The sequence below is a fragment of the Streptococcus vestibularis genome (assembly GCF_900636445.1).
Classification (GTDB): domain Bacteria; phylum Bacillota; class Bacilli; order Lactobacillales; family Streptococcaceae; genus Streptococcus; species Streptococcus vestibularis.
This window is the reverse complement of the sequence record NZ_LR134275.1, coordinates 549,590-567,425: the sequence shown is the minus strand read 5'-3', so window position 1 is coordinate 567,425 and position 17,836 is coordinate 549,590. Positions and strand designations below refer to the sequence as shown.

General features: G+C 38.2%; 3 protein-coding genes and 3 pseudogenes. 4 read left to right on the top strand and 2 right to left on the bottom strand.

The window, feature by feature from the left end; genetic code table 11:
- Positions 1-44 precede the first annotated feature (44 nt).
- A pseudogene (locus EL076_RS02885) lies at positions 45-1,294 on the top strand (ISL3 family transposase).
- Between the two features lie 101 nt (positions 1,295-1,395).
- On the opposite strand, the gene EL076_RS02880 reads toward EL076_RS02885, so the two are convergent.
- A complete protein-coding gene (locus tag EL076_RS02880; protein WP_197716143.1) occupies positions 1,396-7,410 on the bottom strand; it encodes a mucin-binding protein in 6,015 nt (2,004 codons plus the stop codon).
- 447 nt (positions 7,411-7,857) lie between these two features.
- Between EL076_RS02880 and EL076_RS09930 the strand changes: the two genes are divergently transcribed.
- From EL076_RS09930 to EL076_RS02870, 3 genes and pseudogenes are all read left to right on the top strand, one after another.
- A complete protein-coding gene (locus tag EL076_RS09930; protein WP_003094080.1) occupies positions 7,858-8,034 on the top strand; it encodes a hypothetical protein in 177 nt (58 codons plus the stop codon).
- Positions 7,983-8,315: pseudogene (locus EL076_RS02875) on the top strand (transposase); the annotation flags it as partial. The gene EL076_RS09930 and the pseudogene EL076_RS02875, both read left to right, overlap by 52 nt.
- 221 nt (positions 8,316-8,536) lie before the next feature.
- Positions 8,537-9,786 (top strand): annotated as a pseudogene (locus EL076_RS02870) (ISL3 family transposase).
- Positions 9,787-10,038: 252 nt separating this feature from the next.
- On the opposite strand, the gene EL076_RS02865 reads toward EL076_RS02870, so the two are convergent.
- Complete coding sequence (locus EL076_RS02865; RefSeq protein ID WP_126429161.1) at positions 10,039-17,607, bottom strand: Ig-like domain-containing protein; 7,569 nt, start codon at positions 17,605-17,607, stop codon at positions 10,039-10,041.
- Between the last annotated feature and the right edge of the window lie 229 nt (positions 17,608-17,836).

Sequence of the window (17,836 nt, the reverse complement as noted above, 5' to 3'; positions counted from 1 at the left end):
AGAACTATAATGAAAAGCAACCAAACCATCATTAGGAAGAACTCATGAGACTTATTAAGAATACCACAGAATTAATCGGAATTAAAGACCAAAATATCAAGATTTCACTTGTTTTTGAAACTGACACTCATATCGAGATTCAAGCAAAACTTGATTACCCTGCACCATCATGTCCTCACTGCCAAGGAAAGATGATCAAGTACGACTTTCAAAAAAACTCTAAAATCCCTCTTCTCGAGCAAGCGGGAACGCCAACTCTACTACGTCTGAAAAAACGTCGTTTCCAGTGTAAAAGTTGTAGGAGAGTAACGGTGGCTGAGACATCTATCGTTGAGAAAAACTGCCAAATCTCTAATCTGGTCCGACAAAAGGTTACACAACTCCTAACTGAGAAGGTGTCACTAACTGATATTGCCAGAAGACTTCGTGTGTCGACGTCCACTGTCTATCGTAAGCTTGACCAGTTCACTTTCAAGAAACATTATGACAAACTTCCAGCTGCTATGTCCTGGGATGAGTTTGGGTTCAAGAAAGGTGAACTCGCTTTTGTGGCGCAAAACTATGAGACCAACAAACTCATAACCATCCTTGATAATCGCCGTCAAACCACGATTCGAAACCACTTTTTGAAGTACCCATTGAAAGTTCGACAAAAGGTACAGTTTATTACAATGGATATGTCTGGAGCCTATATCCCACTAGCTCGCAGACTTTTCCCAAACGCCGAAATCATTATTGATCGTTTCCACATCATCCAGCACCTTGGTAGAGCCTTTTTAAAGACTAGAATTGCAACCATGAACCAGTTTGATAAGAAGTCACTACCCTATCGAGCCTTGAAAAATCATTGGCGACTTTTCCAAAAGGATAGCCGTAAACTATCTCTCAACTCTTTTTATTCAAAGACTTTCCGCCAAACTTTAGCACCACATGAAGTTGTTGAGAAGACACTAGGCTTTTCAAAAGAGCTTACTGACTACTATACACTTTATCAGCTTTTGCTTTTTCACTTTCAGGAGAAGAGGGTAGATGAGTTCTTTGAGCTCATAGAGGAGAATATAAGCAAGGTCAATCATTACTTCAAAACTGTCTTTAGGACCTTCCTTAGACACAAACCATACATCAAAAACGCACTAGAAACACATTACTCAAATGCAAAATTGGAAGCTACCAACAAGTTGATTAAAGACATCAAACGGTTGGGTTTCGGTTTTAGAAACTTCATCAACTTTAAGAAACGTGTCTTCATCACTCTGAACATAAAAAAAGAGAAGACCTATCTGGTCCTCTCTAGATGTTAGCTTTTCGTCACCCACTACAGTTGACAAAGAGCCATGATTCATCAGTTTTAAGGAAGATATGTTCATTGCAAACAAATCATATCAATTAGAAAGCTTAGTCTTCATTCTTCTTACGAGCTACAAGACCAAATCCACTCAATACTCCGAGAAGTCCAAGTGCTGCTAGGCTAGCATTGTCTTCTGTACCTGTATTTGGAAGTTCACGTTGGCCATCCATATATTGAGGTGTCGAAGGTGCTGCTGGTTGAGCTGGAGTTGTTGGAGTTCCATTATTATTTCCGTTGTTATCTCCATTATCTGCAGGTGTTACAGGTTGTGGTACTGGAACATAGTTGATTGGCGTGTCCTTAGTTGGATCGTTTGGTACGTTTGGTACTTCGTATCCTTGAGTTGGATCGTTTGGATCTACCGGTTTAAGTGGTTGACCGTTTCCATCAACAGGTGTATAACCTGGTACGTATGGAAGAACTGGTTTATCACTTCCTGGTTTTGTTGGATCCGTTGGATCGTTTGGATATGGAATTGGATTTGTTGGTTGTCCTGGAATGTTTGGTACCCATGATCCTAGTGGTTTGTAAACATATGTTACTGTTGAACCATCTGTTCTAATCTTACCTTTAGCTTCTCCATCTACTCTTACAAGTACGTATCCTGGAATCACTTTTCCAGTTGTTGTGTACTCATCTCCTACTTTTCCTTCTGTTGTTTCTGCAGGGATTAAGTCTTTTCCTTTTTCATCTACATATTTAACTACTAAGTTTGCTTTGTTTGCTACGTAGTTGATTGGAGTGTCTTGACCTGGATATGTTGGAATACTTGGTACTTCGTATCCTTTTGATGGATCTGTTGGATCAACTGGTTTTAATGGTTGTCCATTTCCATCTTTTGGAGTAAATCCTGGTACATATGGTACTACTGGTTTATCACTTCCTGGTTTCGTTGGATCTGTTGGATCATTTGGATACTTGATTGGATCTGTTGGTTGACCTGGTATGTTTGGTACCCATGAACCAAGTGGTTGGTAGGTTACTACTTCTGTAGTATTTTCTGAGTCTGCAGTTACTTTTGTAGTTGGTACTGTTGCTTTATCAGCTAAGTATCCTTTAACTACTGGTGATGTCACTTCAGACAAGTCTTGAGCTGGTGTCCAATCTCCGTATGTAACCTCACCTGTAACTAAGTTAACTTTCGCTTCACGTGTGAATTTAGCTTCTTGGGTTACTGTTTTTGGAGTGCCATCTTCGTTTAATACTGGAGTTCCATCTTCGTAGACATAAGTAATTGTACGTGTGACTGTTTTGTTTAGATCTTTTTCTTCCAAACCAGCTGGGTATTTAGGTCCGTCTGGGTTGTTTGGATCCACTGGAGTTCCTGGTGTTTTTGGTTGATCTGGTGTTACTGGTACAACACGTTCTTTAAGTGTTACTGTGAACTCTTGATCAGTGTCTTTATCTTTATCGAACTTACCACCTTCTGGGTATGTATTAGATACTAATTCATATCCTTTGTTTTCAAGTTCTTTGATTTTCGCTTTTACATCAGCCTCTTTTGTAAGTGGTGTATCTGAGTCACCTTCTTCAGTAATAGCATCAACACCTGGAATTGAATTTCCTTTTTCATCTACGAAAGTCGTTTTAGCTTTTTGTGTATCCTTCACATAGTTGATCGGTGTATTCTCATCTGGGTTAGTTGGGACATTTGGTACTTCATATCCTTTAGTTGGATCGTTTGGATCCACTGGTTTCAACGGGTTACCATCTTTGTCCTTAGGAGTCATACCTGGTACGTATGGAAGAACTGGTTTGTCGTTACCTGGTTTTGTTGGATCTGTTGGATCGTTTGGATATTTGATTGGGTCTGTTGGTTGACCTGGAATGTTCGGTACCCATGAACCAAGTGGTTTGTAGGTTACTACTTCCTTGATATCTTCTGAATCACCGGTTACATTTACCATCGCAACACTTGCTTTATCAGCTAAGTATCCTTTAACTACTGGTGATTTCACTTCAGCCAAGTCTTGTGCTGGAGTCCAATCTCCGTATGTAACTTCACCTGTTACCAAGTTGACCTTAGCTTCACGTGTGAATTTAGCTTCTTGTGTTACTGTTTTTGGAGTGCCATCTTCGTTTAATACTGGAGTTCCATCTTCATAGACATAAGTAATTGTACGTGTGACTATTTTGTTTAGATCTTTTTCTTCCAAACCAGCTGGGTATTTAGGTCCGTCTGGGTTGTTTGGATCCACTGGAGTTCCTGGTGTTTTTGGTTGATCTGGTGTTACTGGTACAACACGTTCTTTAAGTGTTACTGTGAACTCTTGATCAGTGACTTTATCTTTATCGAACTTACCACTTTCTGGGTATGTATTAGATACTAATTCATATCCTTTGTTTTCAAGTTCTTTGATTTTCGCTTTTACATCAGCCTCTTTTGTAAGTGGTGTATCTGAGTCACCTTCTTCAGTAATAGCATCAACACCTGGAATTGAATTTCCTTTTTCATCTACGAAAGTCGTTTTAGCTTTTTGTGTATCCTTCACATAGTTGATCGGTGTATTCTCATCTGGGTTAGTTGGGACATTTGGTACTTCATATCCTTTAGTTGGATCGTTTGGATCCACTGGTTTCAACGGGTTACCATCTTTGTCCTTAGGAGTCATACCTGGTACGTATGGAAGAACTGGTTTGTCGTTACCTGGTTTTGTTGGATCTGTTGGATCGTTTGGATATTTGATTGGGTCTGTTGGTTGACCTGGAATGTTCGGTACCCATGAACCAAGTGGTTTGTAGGTTACTACTTCCTTGATATCTTCTGAATCACCGGTTACATTTACCATCGCAACACTTGCTTTATCAGCTAAGTATCCTTTAACTACTGGTGATTTCACTTCAGCCAAGTCTTGTGCTGGAGTCCAATCTCCGTATGTAACTTCACCTGTTACCAAGTTGACCTTAGCTTCACGTGTGAATTTAGCTTCTTGTGTTACTGTTTTTGGAGTGCCATCTTCGTTTAATACTGGAGTTCCATCTTCATAGACATAAGTAATTGTACGTGTGACTATTTTGTTTAGATCTTTTTCTTCCAAACCAGCTGGGTATTTAGGTCCGTCTGGGTTGTTTGGATCTACTGGAGTTCCTGGTGTTTTTGGTTGATCTGGTGTTACTGGTACAACACGTTCTTTAAGCGTTACTGTGAACTCTTGGTCAGTGTTAACATCTTTATCGAATGCTCCGTCTGTTGGATATGTATTAGATACTAATTCATATCCTTTATTTTGAGCTTCTTTGATTTTCGCAGCAATTTCATCCGCTTTTGTAAGTTTGTCTCCACCTTTACCTGTTTCAGAGATTGGCGTGTTACCTTCCACTTGCTTAACATTACCATCTTTGTCTTGGTAGACAAATGTTGTTTTAGCTTTTTGGATTGGTGAGTAAGTTACTACATATTCGTAATCTTCATCTGTTGCAGTTGTTGGCTGTACAGGAACTTTTTCTACACTTGCAATGTAACCTTCTTTTTGAGGTACTGTTACTTCTGGAAGATTTGTATCTCCAATACCTTTCCAGTTAATGTAGATTGGTTTATCATTTGAACCAATTTCTGCTTTACCCTCAGCATTTGTCTTAACAGTTCCTTTATAGCTTACAGTCTGAGTCGTTGGATCAAATACTTGTTGTCCTGCAAGACCTTGTGCATCATCAGCATACACATACTTAATTGTACGATTTACTTCTTCTACTCTTGTTTTCTTAACGTAATTGTAATCTACAGGCGTAACATAAGCTGATGCATTAAGCCCATTCTCTTTCAATTCTTCAGTAGAATATAAATCACGAGCTCTAGTGTTCGTTACACTTAACGTACCTTCAATTCCTGTTGTAGGAATGTTTGCAAGGATGTACTCTTCTCCATCCACTTCTTTTATTAATGGAGGAATATAGTCAGATACATCGTATTTTTTACCTAGGACATTAGTATTATCCTTTGTACCATCTTCATTTAACGGACGATTACCATCGTATTTAGTAGTAGCATGTCCTATAATTTTACCAGTCTCAAGATCTTTAAGTCCAATTACTACTGCTCCTGTTGGTGGTTCTCCTAAAGGTGTTCCAGATGCGTTGATTTCCCAACCATTTGCAACTGTTGTAGTAACATCTTCTTTTTCACCGTTAATAGATGTACCACCTGATACTGTAAGAGTAGCTGCAGTTTTATCGTTCCCTGCTGTTCCACCTGTAATAATCCCAAATTCATTATACGTAACGTTAGAGAATTCACTTGTTAAAGTTTTATCTTTAATTACTTTCTCTACACCTAAAGATTGAAGAGATAACGAGATATTAGAACCTTCTTGGATGTATCCTTCTGTTACAGTTACTTCTAATTCTGTTGGAGAGATCAGTTTTGGAGTTAATGTAAATCCACCTTCACGACCATCTTGAAGAATCCAAACATTATTTTCATTAGCTTTAACGTTTGCCCAACGGTTAGCAAGACGGTATGTAATACTGTCTCCTTTGTTAGGGTTAAGAGTTGAAGCTGTATTTAAACCATTTACAAAGTTAGTACTTCCTTCAAGTTCTTTAAATTCTGTAAATTCAGAATTAGGTAATTTAATAGTAAATTTAGACCCTACTCCATAACGGATGTCTGAGTCTGTATTAATCTCTAACGTATCACTCTTACTTTTCAGTTCATTTGAAACATATCCTAAACCATTATTTGTTCTTAATGAAGCTGATGTCCCTTGTTTTGAGAAAGTTGCTTGTTGACCTTTACGTGTATAGGTGTGTTCAACAACCGTTCTGCCATCGATCTTAATAGTTGCTTTGTAATCTGTATCTTTTGAGATTTGTGGAGCTAAGTAACCACCACCTGATAAGTTTTCAGCACCGAATGAAATATTAGGGTAATCTTTCGCTTTTTCATTCCATTCAATGTTATAAGTGTATGTCCCAGTTTCATTAGCGATAGCTGGTTGTTCAGCAACACGCTCATCATAAGTCATTCCACGTTGAGTACGTTGTGCCCAATATGGTACAGATTTATTATTGTTGTTTCCTGTTGATGTTTTATAGTCGATAGATTTAACTTTACCAATTACGGTACCATCTGCTGCTGTAATTTCTTTTCCAACAGGAAATGCCGCACCAAACTCTGCTAAGTTTGTTACTTCAATTTTTGTAATGTCTCCTGCTTGTAAATCTGAAGTATCAAATGTTGAATCAAATCCCCACGCCTTAGGAGCTGTATTGTCAGCATTCATAGTAATATAACCATTTGTTACAGATTTAACTTTTTGTCCATCTTTAACAACATCTTTACCTACGATTTTTTGGTCTTGGGTTGTTGCATCATCTAACACTGCTTCAACTTTTCCTGCATGACCTGCACGCTTCATTTCAGCATAGACTGCTTCGATTGCGTCAGAAAGACGATTCACTTGAGCTACCATCTGGTCTTTAGAAGCATCAGATAAGAGCAATTCTTTAGACGCTGTTGCTTCAAGCTTCACTGCAGTAATTGCAGCTGACAAATTTTGTTTATCTTCAACACCTGTCACTTCTTTATCTGAAAAGTTTGAGGCTACTGTTGCCATAACATCAGCTTCTGAAGTTAATTGAGTAAGAACTGTCTTAACATCATCTTGTGCTTTTTCTGTTTCAACTTTTTCAGTTTTTTCTTTATCTGCTTCTGTTTTGTCAGCGTGCTCTTTATCAGATTTTTCTTTTACATCTGTTTCTGTTTTTTTATCAGTTTTATCTGTAGTCGCTTCAGTAACTTCTTTTTCTGCTACAGTTGTTACTTCATTTTTAGATTCTTCTTTAACTTCAGCGTTTTCATCTGCTTTTACAGCATCAATCTTTAATTCTGGAAGTTTCTCTACAACAGGTGTTGACAAGGTAGAACCTGAAACATTTTTATCTGAATTTGATAGTCCAGAAGTAGCTGGGTTTACTGAAGGCGTAGCCTCATCAGCTCGTACTCCATTAGCACCTAAAAAGAGTGCCGTTCCCAAAAGAACGCTAGCAGCACCAAAGCTATATTTACGAATAGAAAAACGTTGAGCTTTTCTACCATGGAATTTTTCCATTCTTGAATACATGTTTTCTCCTCTTAATGTCAAATAAAAAATTTTACAGTTACATATAAAAGTATGTATTGCTCTTATAAAAGTTATAAAAGTTATAAAAGTAATTTAACTATAACTCAAATCATATTAATTTGTCAATTAATTTGTCTCGTTTTATTCAATTTATTTATATTATTTTTTTGTTTTCTAGATACTAAAAAATGATAACAACAAGCTTCTTCAAAATATAATTGGTTTTTTATGCAATATATATATATATATATATATATATTGCATAAAAATTCACAAAAGAACGGATTTCCTCATTTCGAAAACTTAGCTTTTCTTCAACCCACTACAGTTGACAAGGAGTCTAATTTCTGTAGTGGGTAAAACCACTGTAGATTTATAGAGCTTTTTAAATGTACACAAAAAGTCCCATAAGAACTATAATGAAAAGCAACCAAACCATCATTAGGAATGAATACCACAGAATTAATCGGAATTAAAGACCCTAACATCATTACTTCTCTTGTTTTTGAAAAAGATATCTACATCGAGGTTCAAGCAAAACTGGAACGCCAACTCTACTACGTCTGTAGGAACGTCGCTTTCAGTCTACCAATCAAATCAACGCTTTTATTGGCATTGACCTGAGACACTATGAATCTGGGAACTTTCTCGCCAAGGAACACATCACTAAACGAGGGAATCCCTATGCCAGAAAAATCTTGTTCAAGTGCATTCACAACATCGCTTCAGCTAGTCATACCAATCTCTGCCATATCGCTGACTTTTATGAGAAACGAAAAAGACAATCGACAATAGCTTCAACTAAGCCACATACGATTGCCTCTATACATCGTCTCATTAGAACAATGTATTATCTCATAACGTATAACAAACTTTACGATTATACTTCTACCCAAAATCGGTAAAATTATTTATGCCATATTATTGTAACGCCTTGTTTCAAAAAATACCAGATGAGGTGTTTTTTTAGCATGCTCTTTTATGGATCAAAAAGTGTTAAAAATAGGCTCTATAATTTCTGTAGTGGGTAAAACCACTGTAGAGCTTATAGAGCTTTTTGAATGCAGACAAAAAGTCCCATAAGAACTATAATGAAAAGCAACCAAACCATCATTAGGAAGAACTTATGAGACTTATTAAGAATACCACAGAATTAATCGGAATTAAAGACCCTAACATCATTATTTCTCTTGTTTTTGAAACGGATACTCATATCGAGGTTCAAGCAAAACTGGATTATCCTGCACCATCATGTCCTCACTGCCATGGAAAGATGATCAAGTACGACTTTCAAAAAACTTCTAAAATTCCTCTTCTCGAACAAGCGGGAACGCCGACACTACTACGTCTGAAAAAACGTCGTTTCCAGTGCAAAAGTTGTAAGAGAGTAACGGTGGCTGAGACATCAATCGTTGAGAAAAACTGCCAAATCTCCAATATAGTCCGACAAAAGGTTACACAACTCCTAACTGAGAAGGTGTCACTAACTGATATTGCCAGAAGACTTCGTGTGTCGACGTCCACTGTCTATCGTAAGCTTGACCAGTTCACTTTCAAGAAACATTATGACAAACTCCCAGCTATAATGTCCTGGGATGAGTTTGGGTTCAAGAAAGGTGACTTGGCTTTTATCGCTCAAAACTATGAGACCAACGAGCTCATAACCATCCTTGATAATCGTCGCCAGACTACTATACGAAACTACTTTTTGAAGTATCCATTGAAAGCTCGACAAAAGGTGCAGTTTATCACGATGGATATGTCTGGGGCTTATATTCCACTAGCCAAAAAACTTTTCCCAAACGCTAAAATCGTTCTTGATCGTTTCCACATTATCCAGCACCTTGGTAGAGCATTTTTAAAGACTAGAATTGCAACCATGAACCAGTTCGATAAGAAGTCACTACCCTATCGAGCCTTGAAAAATCATTGGCGACTCTTCCAAAAGGACAGCCGTAAACTATCTCTCAACTCTTTTTATTCAAAGACTTTCCGCCAAACTTTAGCACCACATGAAGTTGTTGAGAAGACACTAGGCTTTTCAAAAGAGCTTACTGACTACTATACACTTTATCAGCTTTTGCTTTTTCACTTTCAGGAGAAGAGAGTAGATGAGTTCTTTGAGCTGATAGAGGAAAATAGAAGCAAAGTCAATCACTATTTTCAAACGGTCTTTAGAACTTTTCTTAGACACAAACAATACATCCAAAATGCACTAGAAACAGACTATTCAAACGCGAAACTAGAAGCGACTAACAAGTTGATTAAAGACATCAAACGGTTGGGATTCGGTTTTAGAAACTTCATCAACTTTAAGAAACGTGTCTTCATCACTCTGAACATAAAAAAAGAGAAGACCTATCAGGTCCTCTCTAGATGTTAGCTTTTCGTCACCCACTACAGTTGACATAGAGCCTAAAAATAAGACAGTAACCTCAGAATAGCTACTGTCTTATCTGTTTTTTTACTTAAAGCCTTGATAGACTTAACAAATGATAGAAAAGCCTTTTTCCTTTGTCTCCCCGTTAGATCCTTCCTCTCTCAATCGCAAAAAACTGATGAATCATTCGATTCATCAGTTTTTGGGAAGATATGTTCATTGCAAACAAATCTTATCAATTAGAAAGCTTAGTCTTCTTTCTTCTTACGAGCTACAAGACCAAATCCACTCAAGACTCCGAGAAGTCCAAGTGCTGCTAGGTTAGCATTGTCTTCTGTACCTGTATTTGGCAACTCTTTTTGACCTTCAACATATTTTGGTGTTGCTGGTTGACTTGGTTCAACCGGTCTTGGAGTTGGCATCTCAACTTTCTTGAAGATATGTTTGATATTTCCATTTGGATCAGTCACAGTCTTCACATATTCGTAACCTGAAACTGTTCCCGGTTCTTTAGAACCTGACTCAGTTGGTTTCAATGGATTTCCATTTTCATCAGTCCAAGTAGTTGTATTTTGCTTACCTGGAGTTGGTTGAGGAACAGGTGAAGGCGTTGGAGCTGGTGTTGAAACTTTCTCATAAACGTGTTCGATATCGCCATTTGGAAGTTTCTTAGTCTCTACGAAGCGGTAACCTGGAATATCTTTCTTAGGTTGTTCGCCGTCTTCTGTTGGATAATTTGGAATTTCATTGCCATCTTTATCCTTGTGACTTGTCTTAACTTTTTCGTAAACGTGTTCGATGTCGCCGTTTGGAAGTGTCTTAGTCTCTACGAAGCGGTAGCCTGGGATATCTTTCTTAGGTTGTTCACCATCTTCTGTTGGATAGTTCGGAATTTCATTGCCGTCTTTATCCTTATGACTTGTCTTAACTTTCTCATAAACGTGTTCGATGTCGCCGTTTGGAAGTGTCTTAGTCTCTACGAAGCGGTAACCTGGAATATCTTTCTTAGGTTGTTCACCATCTTCTGTTGGATAGTTCGGAATTTCATTACCGTCTTTATCCTTGTGACTTGTCTTAACTTTTTCGTAAACGTGCTCTGTATCTCCGTTTGGAAGTGTCTTAGTTTCTACGAAACGGTAACCTGGGATATCTTTCTTAGGTTGTTCGCCATCTTCTGTTGGATAGTTTGGAATTTCATTGCCATCTTTATCCTTGTGACTTGTCTTAACTTTCTCATAAACGTGTTCTACATCGCCATTTGGAAGTTTCTTAGTCTCTACGAAGCGGTAACCTGGAATATCTTTCTTAGGTTGTTCGCCGTCTTCTGTTGGATAGTTTGGAATTTCGTTTCCATCTTTATCCTTGTGACTCGTCTTAACTTTCTCATAAACGTGTTCTACATCGCCATTTGGAAGTTTCTTAGTCTCTACGAAGCGGTAACCTGGGATATCTTTCTTAGGTTGTTCGCCGTCTTCTGTTGGATAGTTTGGAATTTCGTTTCCATCTTTATCCTTGTGACTTGTCTTAACTTTCTCATAAACGTGTTCTACATCGCCATTTGGAAGTTTCTTAGTCTCTACGAAGCGGTAACCTGGGATATCTTTCTTAGGTTGTTCGCCGTCTTCTGTTGGATAGTTTGGAATTTCATTGCCATCTTTATCCTTGTGACTTGTCTTAACTTTCTCATAAACGTGTTCGATGTCGCCGTTTGGAAGTTTCTTAGTCTCTACGAAGCGGTAACCTGGGATATCTTTCTTAGGTTGTTCGCCATCTTCTGTTGGATAGTTTGGAATTTCATTGCCATCTTTATCCTTGTGACTTGTCTTAACTTTCTCATAAACGTGTTCGATGTCGCCATTTGGAAGTTTCTTAGTCTCTACGAAACGGTAACCTGGAATATCTTTCTTAGGAGTTGTACCTTCCTCAGTAGTTGTTCCTGGAATTACATTACCATCTTTATCTTTATGAGTTGTTGTAACTTTTTCATAGATGTGTTTTGTATTTCCTTTTTCGTCTACTTCAGTCTTAATAATCTTGTATCCTGGGATATCTTTAGTTGGTTTAGTTCCATCTTCTGTTGGCGAAAGTGGGTTACCATCTTTATCAACGAATGAGGTATCAGGACGAACTGTAGGAGTGTAAGTAGCTGTGACTGGTGTTCCATTCTTATCTATACGTTTAACGGTTACACCTGATGCTTTACCTACGAAGTCAGGTTCTGGTGTGAAGGTTACTTTACCGTTCTCATCGATTGTGTATGTTCCTTCTCCTGGTACTTTCTTCTCAGTTGTGCCATCGTCAAATGTTGGTTTAACAGTTTCGTCGATTTCTACTGGTACTTCTTTACCGTTGATTGTTACTTTGCCACCTTCAAATGTTGGTGTTCCTGATTGAGGTTGTCCTTTAGGACCTTCTGATTCAGAATCTTTTGAAGTTGGTGTTACTGGAACGACTACTGGAGTGTACTTAGCTGTGATTGGTGTGCCGTTCTTATCCACACGTTTAACTGTTACTCCTGTCGCTTGACCAGTGAATGTTTTCTCTGGTGTGAATGTTACTGTACCATTCTCATCGATAGTGTATGTTCCTTCACCTGGGACTTGCTTCTCAGTTGTGCCATCGTCAAATGTTGGTTTAACAGTTTCGTCGATTTCTACAGTTTTTTCTTCACCGTTAACTGTTACTTTGCCACCTTCAAATGTTGGTGTTCCTGATTGAGTAGCACCTTGAACATTTGTAGTGATAACATCTGAACTTGTTGGTGTAGCTGGTTTTACAACTGGTGTGTAAGTAGCTTTAACTGGTGTGCCGTTCTTATCTTCGCGTTGAACTGTGACACCTGTTCCTTTACCTGTGAAGTTCTTTTCTGGTGTGAATGTAACTGTTCCATCTGGAGCTACTGTGTATGTTCCTTCGCCTTCGATAGTTACTGAATCTACTGGATCTCCTGTTTTCGGATCTACCAATTTAGCTGGTTTATCTTCGTTGATTTCTACAGTTTTTTCTTCACCGTTAACTGTTACTTTGCCACCTTCAAATGTTGGTTTACCTGTTTGAGTTGAACCTTGGATATCTTCTGTTACAGCGTCTGTTCCTGTTGGTGTTGCTTTCTTAACAACTGGTGTATACTTAGCTGTGACTGGTGTACCGTTTTTATCTTCACGTTGAACTGTGACACCTGTTCCTTTTCCTGTGAAGTTCTTCTCTGGTGTGAAGGTAACTGTTCCATCTGGAGCTACTGTGTATGTTCCTTCGCCTTCGATCGTTACTGAATCAACTGGATCTCCTGTTTTCGGATCTACCAATTTAGCTGGTTTATCTTCGTTGATTTCTACAGTTTTCTCTTTACCATCAATTGTTACTGTTCCACCCTTGAATTCAGGTTTACCTGTTTGAGTTGAACCTTGGATATCTTCAGTTACAGTATCTGTTCCTGTTGGAGTTACAGGTTTAACTTCTGGTGTGTAAGAAGCTTTAACCGGTGTGCCGTTCTTATCTTGACGAACGACTTCAACACCTTTGGCTACTCCTGTAAATTGTGGTTCTGGCTTGAAGGTTACTGTTCCGTCTGGAGCTACTGTATATGTTCCTTCGCCTTCTACAGTTACTGAATCAACTTGTTCTCCTGTTTTTGGATCCACCAATTTAGCTGGTTTATCTTCATCAATTTCAACAATCTTCTCTTCACCGTTAACCATAGCTGTTCCGCCTTGGAATACTGGTTTACCTGTTTGAGTTGCACCTTGAACATCGACAGATTTAGCTGGATCTGCTGTTGGTGTTACTCCTACGATTGTTGGTGTGTAGGTTGTCGAAACTTTAGTTCCGTTTTCGTCTTCTGCTTGTACGTTAACTGGTTGTACTTTACCTTTGTAAGCTTTGTTAGTTGGTGTGAATGTTACTTTGTTAGTAGCTGGGTCAATTGTGTATTCCCCTACTTTGTTTCCTTCTGGATCTAAAGCGTCTACTGGAGTACCAGGAACTACTGGGTTACCTGAAGCATCAAGAAGAACCGCTGAGTTAGCTTTGATTGGTACTGATTTTTTAACACCTTCTACTGTTGTTTCACCAGGTGCAAATGTTACAGTTCCATCTTGTACTTCACCTTGGATTCCTGAAGATTCCGCTGGTGTTGCTGTTGGTGTTACACCTACGATGTGTGGAGTGTAAGTAGTGTTTACTTTAGTTCCATTTTTATCTTCTGCTTGAACTTTAGCTGGAGTTACTTTACCAGTGTAAGTTTTGTCAGTTGGTGTGAATGTTACTTCACCTGTTGCTGGGTTTACGGTGTATTCCCCTACTTTGTTTCCTTTTTCATCTAATGCATCTACTGGACCATTTGCTTCTGTTCCATCTGGATTCAATAGTTTTACAGAGTTTTCTTTAATTGGTACTTCTGCATTTCCTGCTGTGAATGTTGGTGTTCCTTTTTGAGTTTCACCTTGTACTCCTGCAGAGTCTGCTGGTTTAGCTGTTGGTTCTACAGCTGTTACTGTTGGAGTGTATTTTGTAGTAGCTGTAGCTGTTACATCTTGTCCATCTTTATTTTGACCTACTGGTGCTGTTAATGTTACGTCAACACCTGTTGCAGTTCCTTTGAATGTTGGAAGTGGTTGGAATGTTACTTCACCTGTTGTTGGATTGATTGTGTAAGTTCCTTCTCCATCTACAGTTACAGAGTCAACTTTAGCTCCAGTTTTTGGATCTACTAATTTAGCTGGGTATGTAGCACTTGGTGTTACAGTTGCAGCATTATCAGTTCCTGCATCAGTTTTGAATGTTGGAGTTTTCTTCTGTGCTTTTCCTTGAACATCAGTTGATGTTTCAGGATCGGCAGTGATTTCTTTTGGAGTTACGTTTGGTACATAAACTGCATCCATAGTTTTTGTAGTAGTTGTATGTGTACCATCATTGATGTTGACAAGACCGTGTTGATCTGTCAATGAAGTCCATCCAGTTGATTGACCATTAGCGTCTACCGCACGAAGTACGATACCATCAGCTTTACCTACGAAGTTAGCTTCTGGAGTAAATGTTACACCTGTATCAGTTACTTCATACGTACCTTGACCCTCTTTAGTGTAAGTTTTAGCTAAAGTTCCATCTGGTTTAACAATCATTACACCTTCAGTTTGCACTTTTTTAGTTGATGCTAAACTAATTGAATTACGTTGTTCAGTGTAATCGATTTTACCATAAGCATTGAATGTAGTTTTACCATTGTTAGAACCTAATTCAGATGCATCAGCTTCTACACGGTTAACAAATTCAATACCGATATTTTGTTTTTCACCTTGTTTACCAGTAGTTTCTTCATAGTCTCCACGTGGTGGGTGAGAAACTCGGATTTGGTTATCTTCAACTTCCCCAGAGTATGCAATTCCTGTAGCTTTTTCTACTTGTTCTTCATCTTTTGCGATACGAACACGGAAGTTTACAACATCCTTACTAGTATCGATGACTTGGGTATTTGTAAATGTAAGTTCTACTTCTTGACCATTTCCAGTTACTGTAGCGATATTAGATTCTTCACCTTTATCAAATTTACCATTTCCGTTGAAATCAATAAATCCACGCACATAAGCTGGTGCAACAGTATCTGTGTATTTGTCATTACCATTTGCCGAAGCAATAACCTTAACTTTATAAGTATTGTCCGGAGCTTTAACTAATTGTACCTCTGGAAGACCCGTATCTTTATTTTGTTTAAAGTTATCTGGAGCAATAAGTTGATCTACACCTTCATCAGCATTATCTTTTGCATCATCTGAATCTACTCCAACTACACGAGTACCTGGCGCAGAGTCAATATCCGCTTTTACTTTACCTAAATATGGTTGTTGAATCTGTTTAATTGCTTTTGTGTCATAATCTATAGATTGTGTTCTTAAGTAGTGTTCAGCCATTCCATAAGATTCTGGAAGATCTCCAAAGTCAGAGAACTTGATACCAATCATAGAAGATTGTTGTCCAGAAGACATGATGTATAGTCCTACTTCTGTTACATTGGCAGTAGATAATATTGCTGTTCCTGATCCGTTTTGGTTTAGAGCACCTCCAAACACTTGAGATCCAAGACCTGCAGTAGCAGCATCAGGAGTAGCAAATTTTCCACCACTTAAGGCATTATAGAATTTTTCATCTTGCCATTTAAGGACAGCAGTTTTACCACCATTCATATCTTTAAATTGATCAAGTGGACGATAAGCATTTTTATTTGTTTTATATCCAACAATTGCAGCTAAGTCCCATGGTGTACCATCTGTTGTATAGATTTCAGACTCAAGCGGTCCGACGTCTTCCCCAGAAGTCATAACGATACCAGGTTTAACAGCTTTACCGTTATAAGTCGCTGTTACTTCAAATTTAACCCCAGCTGCTTGACCGTTTTTAGGTTGACCCGCAGGGTTAGTTCCTGCGATTGTTGTTTTAGCATTACCAGTTGTCAAACCAGAATTGGCAACGTGTGTCCACTGGTTCTGAGGATTCGCACCTAATCCTGTTGCACCATTTTCTGGATTGAATTTATTTTCTTTATCAGGTTGATAAGAACTTTCTAAATCAGTTCCAGCAACACGATTTTTGAATATTTCTGTTGATTCGAACGGTTTTAATTCTTTAACCTTCATAGTAACGATATAACCAGGAATCAATTCTTTTGTATAAGTAGAACCGATTTGAAGTTGGTTATTTGCGTTTAACCCTGTCCACGCATTTGTATCTCCAAAGTCTAACCATTGGATTTGGTCGTTTAAATCTTTAATTTCTTTTAGATTATCTTCTTTAGTTTTTACTTTGATATCTGATAGTGAAGAATATCCGTGATCTTCTAACCATTTTTTACCTGTTTCAGTACTTGCATCTTTAAGTGCTGTTGTTTGTGCATCTGCCAAGTTAACTGAAAACTTCCCGTCACGGCCAATTCCTGCATTTTTTAACTCATTGTAAACTGCAAGGATTGACTCGTTAAGGCGTTCCAATTGAGCATCTACTTGCTCTTTTGTCACACTCTTATCAGCTAGAAGAGTCTTAGTTTTAGCAATAACCTCTTTGTTTTTAGCGACTGCTTCTGTAACTGCTGCCTTGTTTTCTTCTTTGACATCAGCCTTAGCTAGTTCAGTCTCAGCCAATTTGTTAGTTACTTCAGCTTCTGATGATACTTGTGTTAGAGTTGTTTTTGCTACTGAAAGATCTTTTTCAGCTGGAGTAGCTTTCTTTTCAGCTTCAGCTTTTGCTACTTCTTCTTCAGACGCTTGTTTCTTGTCGAAACCAGCAGTATTCGACTCAGTTACAACTGTGCTCAACGCTGATACAGTTTCTGCTTGTGCATCTACATCTGCTTGGCTAGCGTCTCCCTTAGCTAGAGTTGCTTTAGCTGTTGCCAACACTTCCTTAGCTGAGTTTACTACTGTAGCATCTGCGTATTTAGCAGTTGAAAGTTTAGACTCCAAAGTAGCAATACTTGCTTCAAGGATAGCCTTGTTTACTTTTTTAGTATCTTCTACTTTAACTTCAGGTTTCACTTCTGTAGCTTTTTCAGTTTCTGGATTAACAGTCTCTGTATTCACAGTTTCTGGCTTCGCAGTCTCTACTGTTTCGGCTTTAGGCTCAGCCTTTTCCGTCTCTTTGTCACCTTGACTAGAAGCAGATGTTGTAATAGCTGTTTCAGCTGATTGTACTTCCGTCGCTGATACTACACCATTACCTAAGAACATTAAACCAGCTGCAATCGCTACTGATGCCGCTCCAAAGCTGTACTTACGAATACCGTAACGAATGTACTTCTCCGCTCGAAAATCTTGTTGTTTCCCTTGCATGCGAGTAACAACCTCCTTATAAATTATTTCACTTTTCAATGTACTTAGCACAAAAAAATCCGACATTTTTAACATTTAATATAACAATGTTTTTATGCCAAAATTATGCACTCCGATACGTCTCAATGATATCACACTTCCGTATTGTAAGCAAACTATTAAATTTAAAATTTAGACTATAATAAATAAATTTTATTTTTCAAAATTATTTATAGTAGTAAATATATTT

Excerpts from the sequence above, each read along its gene's own strand:
- EL076_RS02880 (WP_197716143.1), bottom strand. The coding sequence starts at position 7,410 with ATGTATTCAAGAATGGAAAAATTCCATGGTAGAAAAGCTCAACGTTTT.
- EL076_RS02865 (WP_126429161.1), bottom strand. The coding sequence starts at position 17,607 with ATGCAAGGGAAACAACAAGATTTTCGAGCGGAGAAGTACATTCGTTAC.
- EL076_RS09930 (WP_003094080.1), top strand. The coding sequence starts at position 7,858 with ATGAATACCACAGAATTAATCGGAATTAAAGACCCTAACATCATTACT.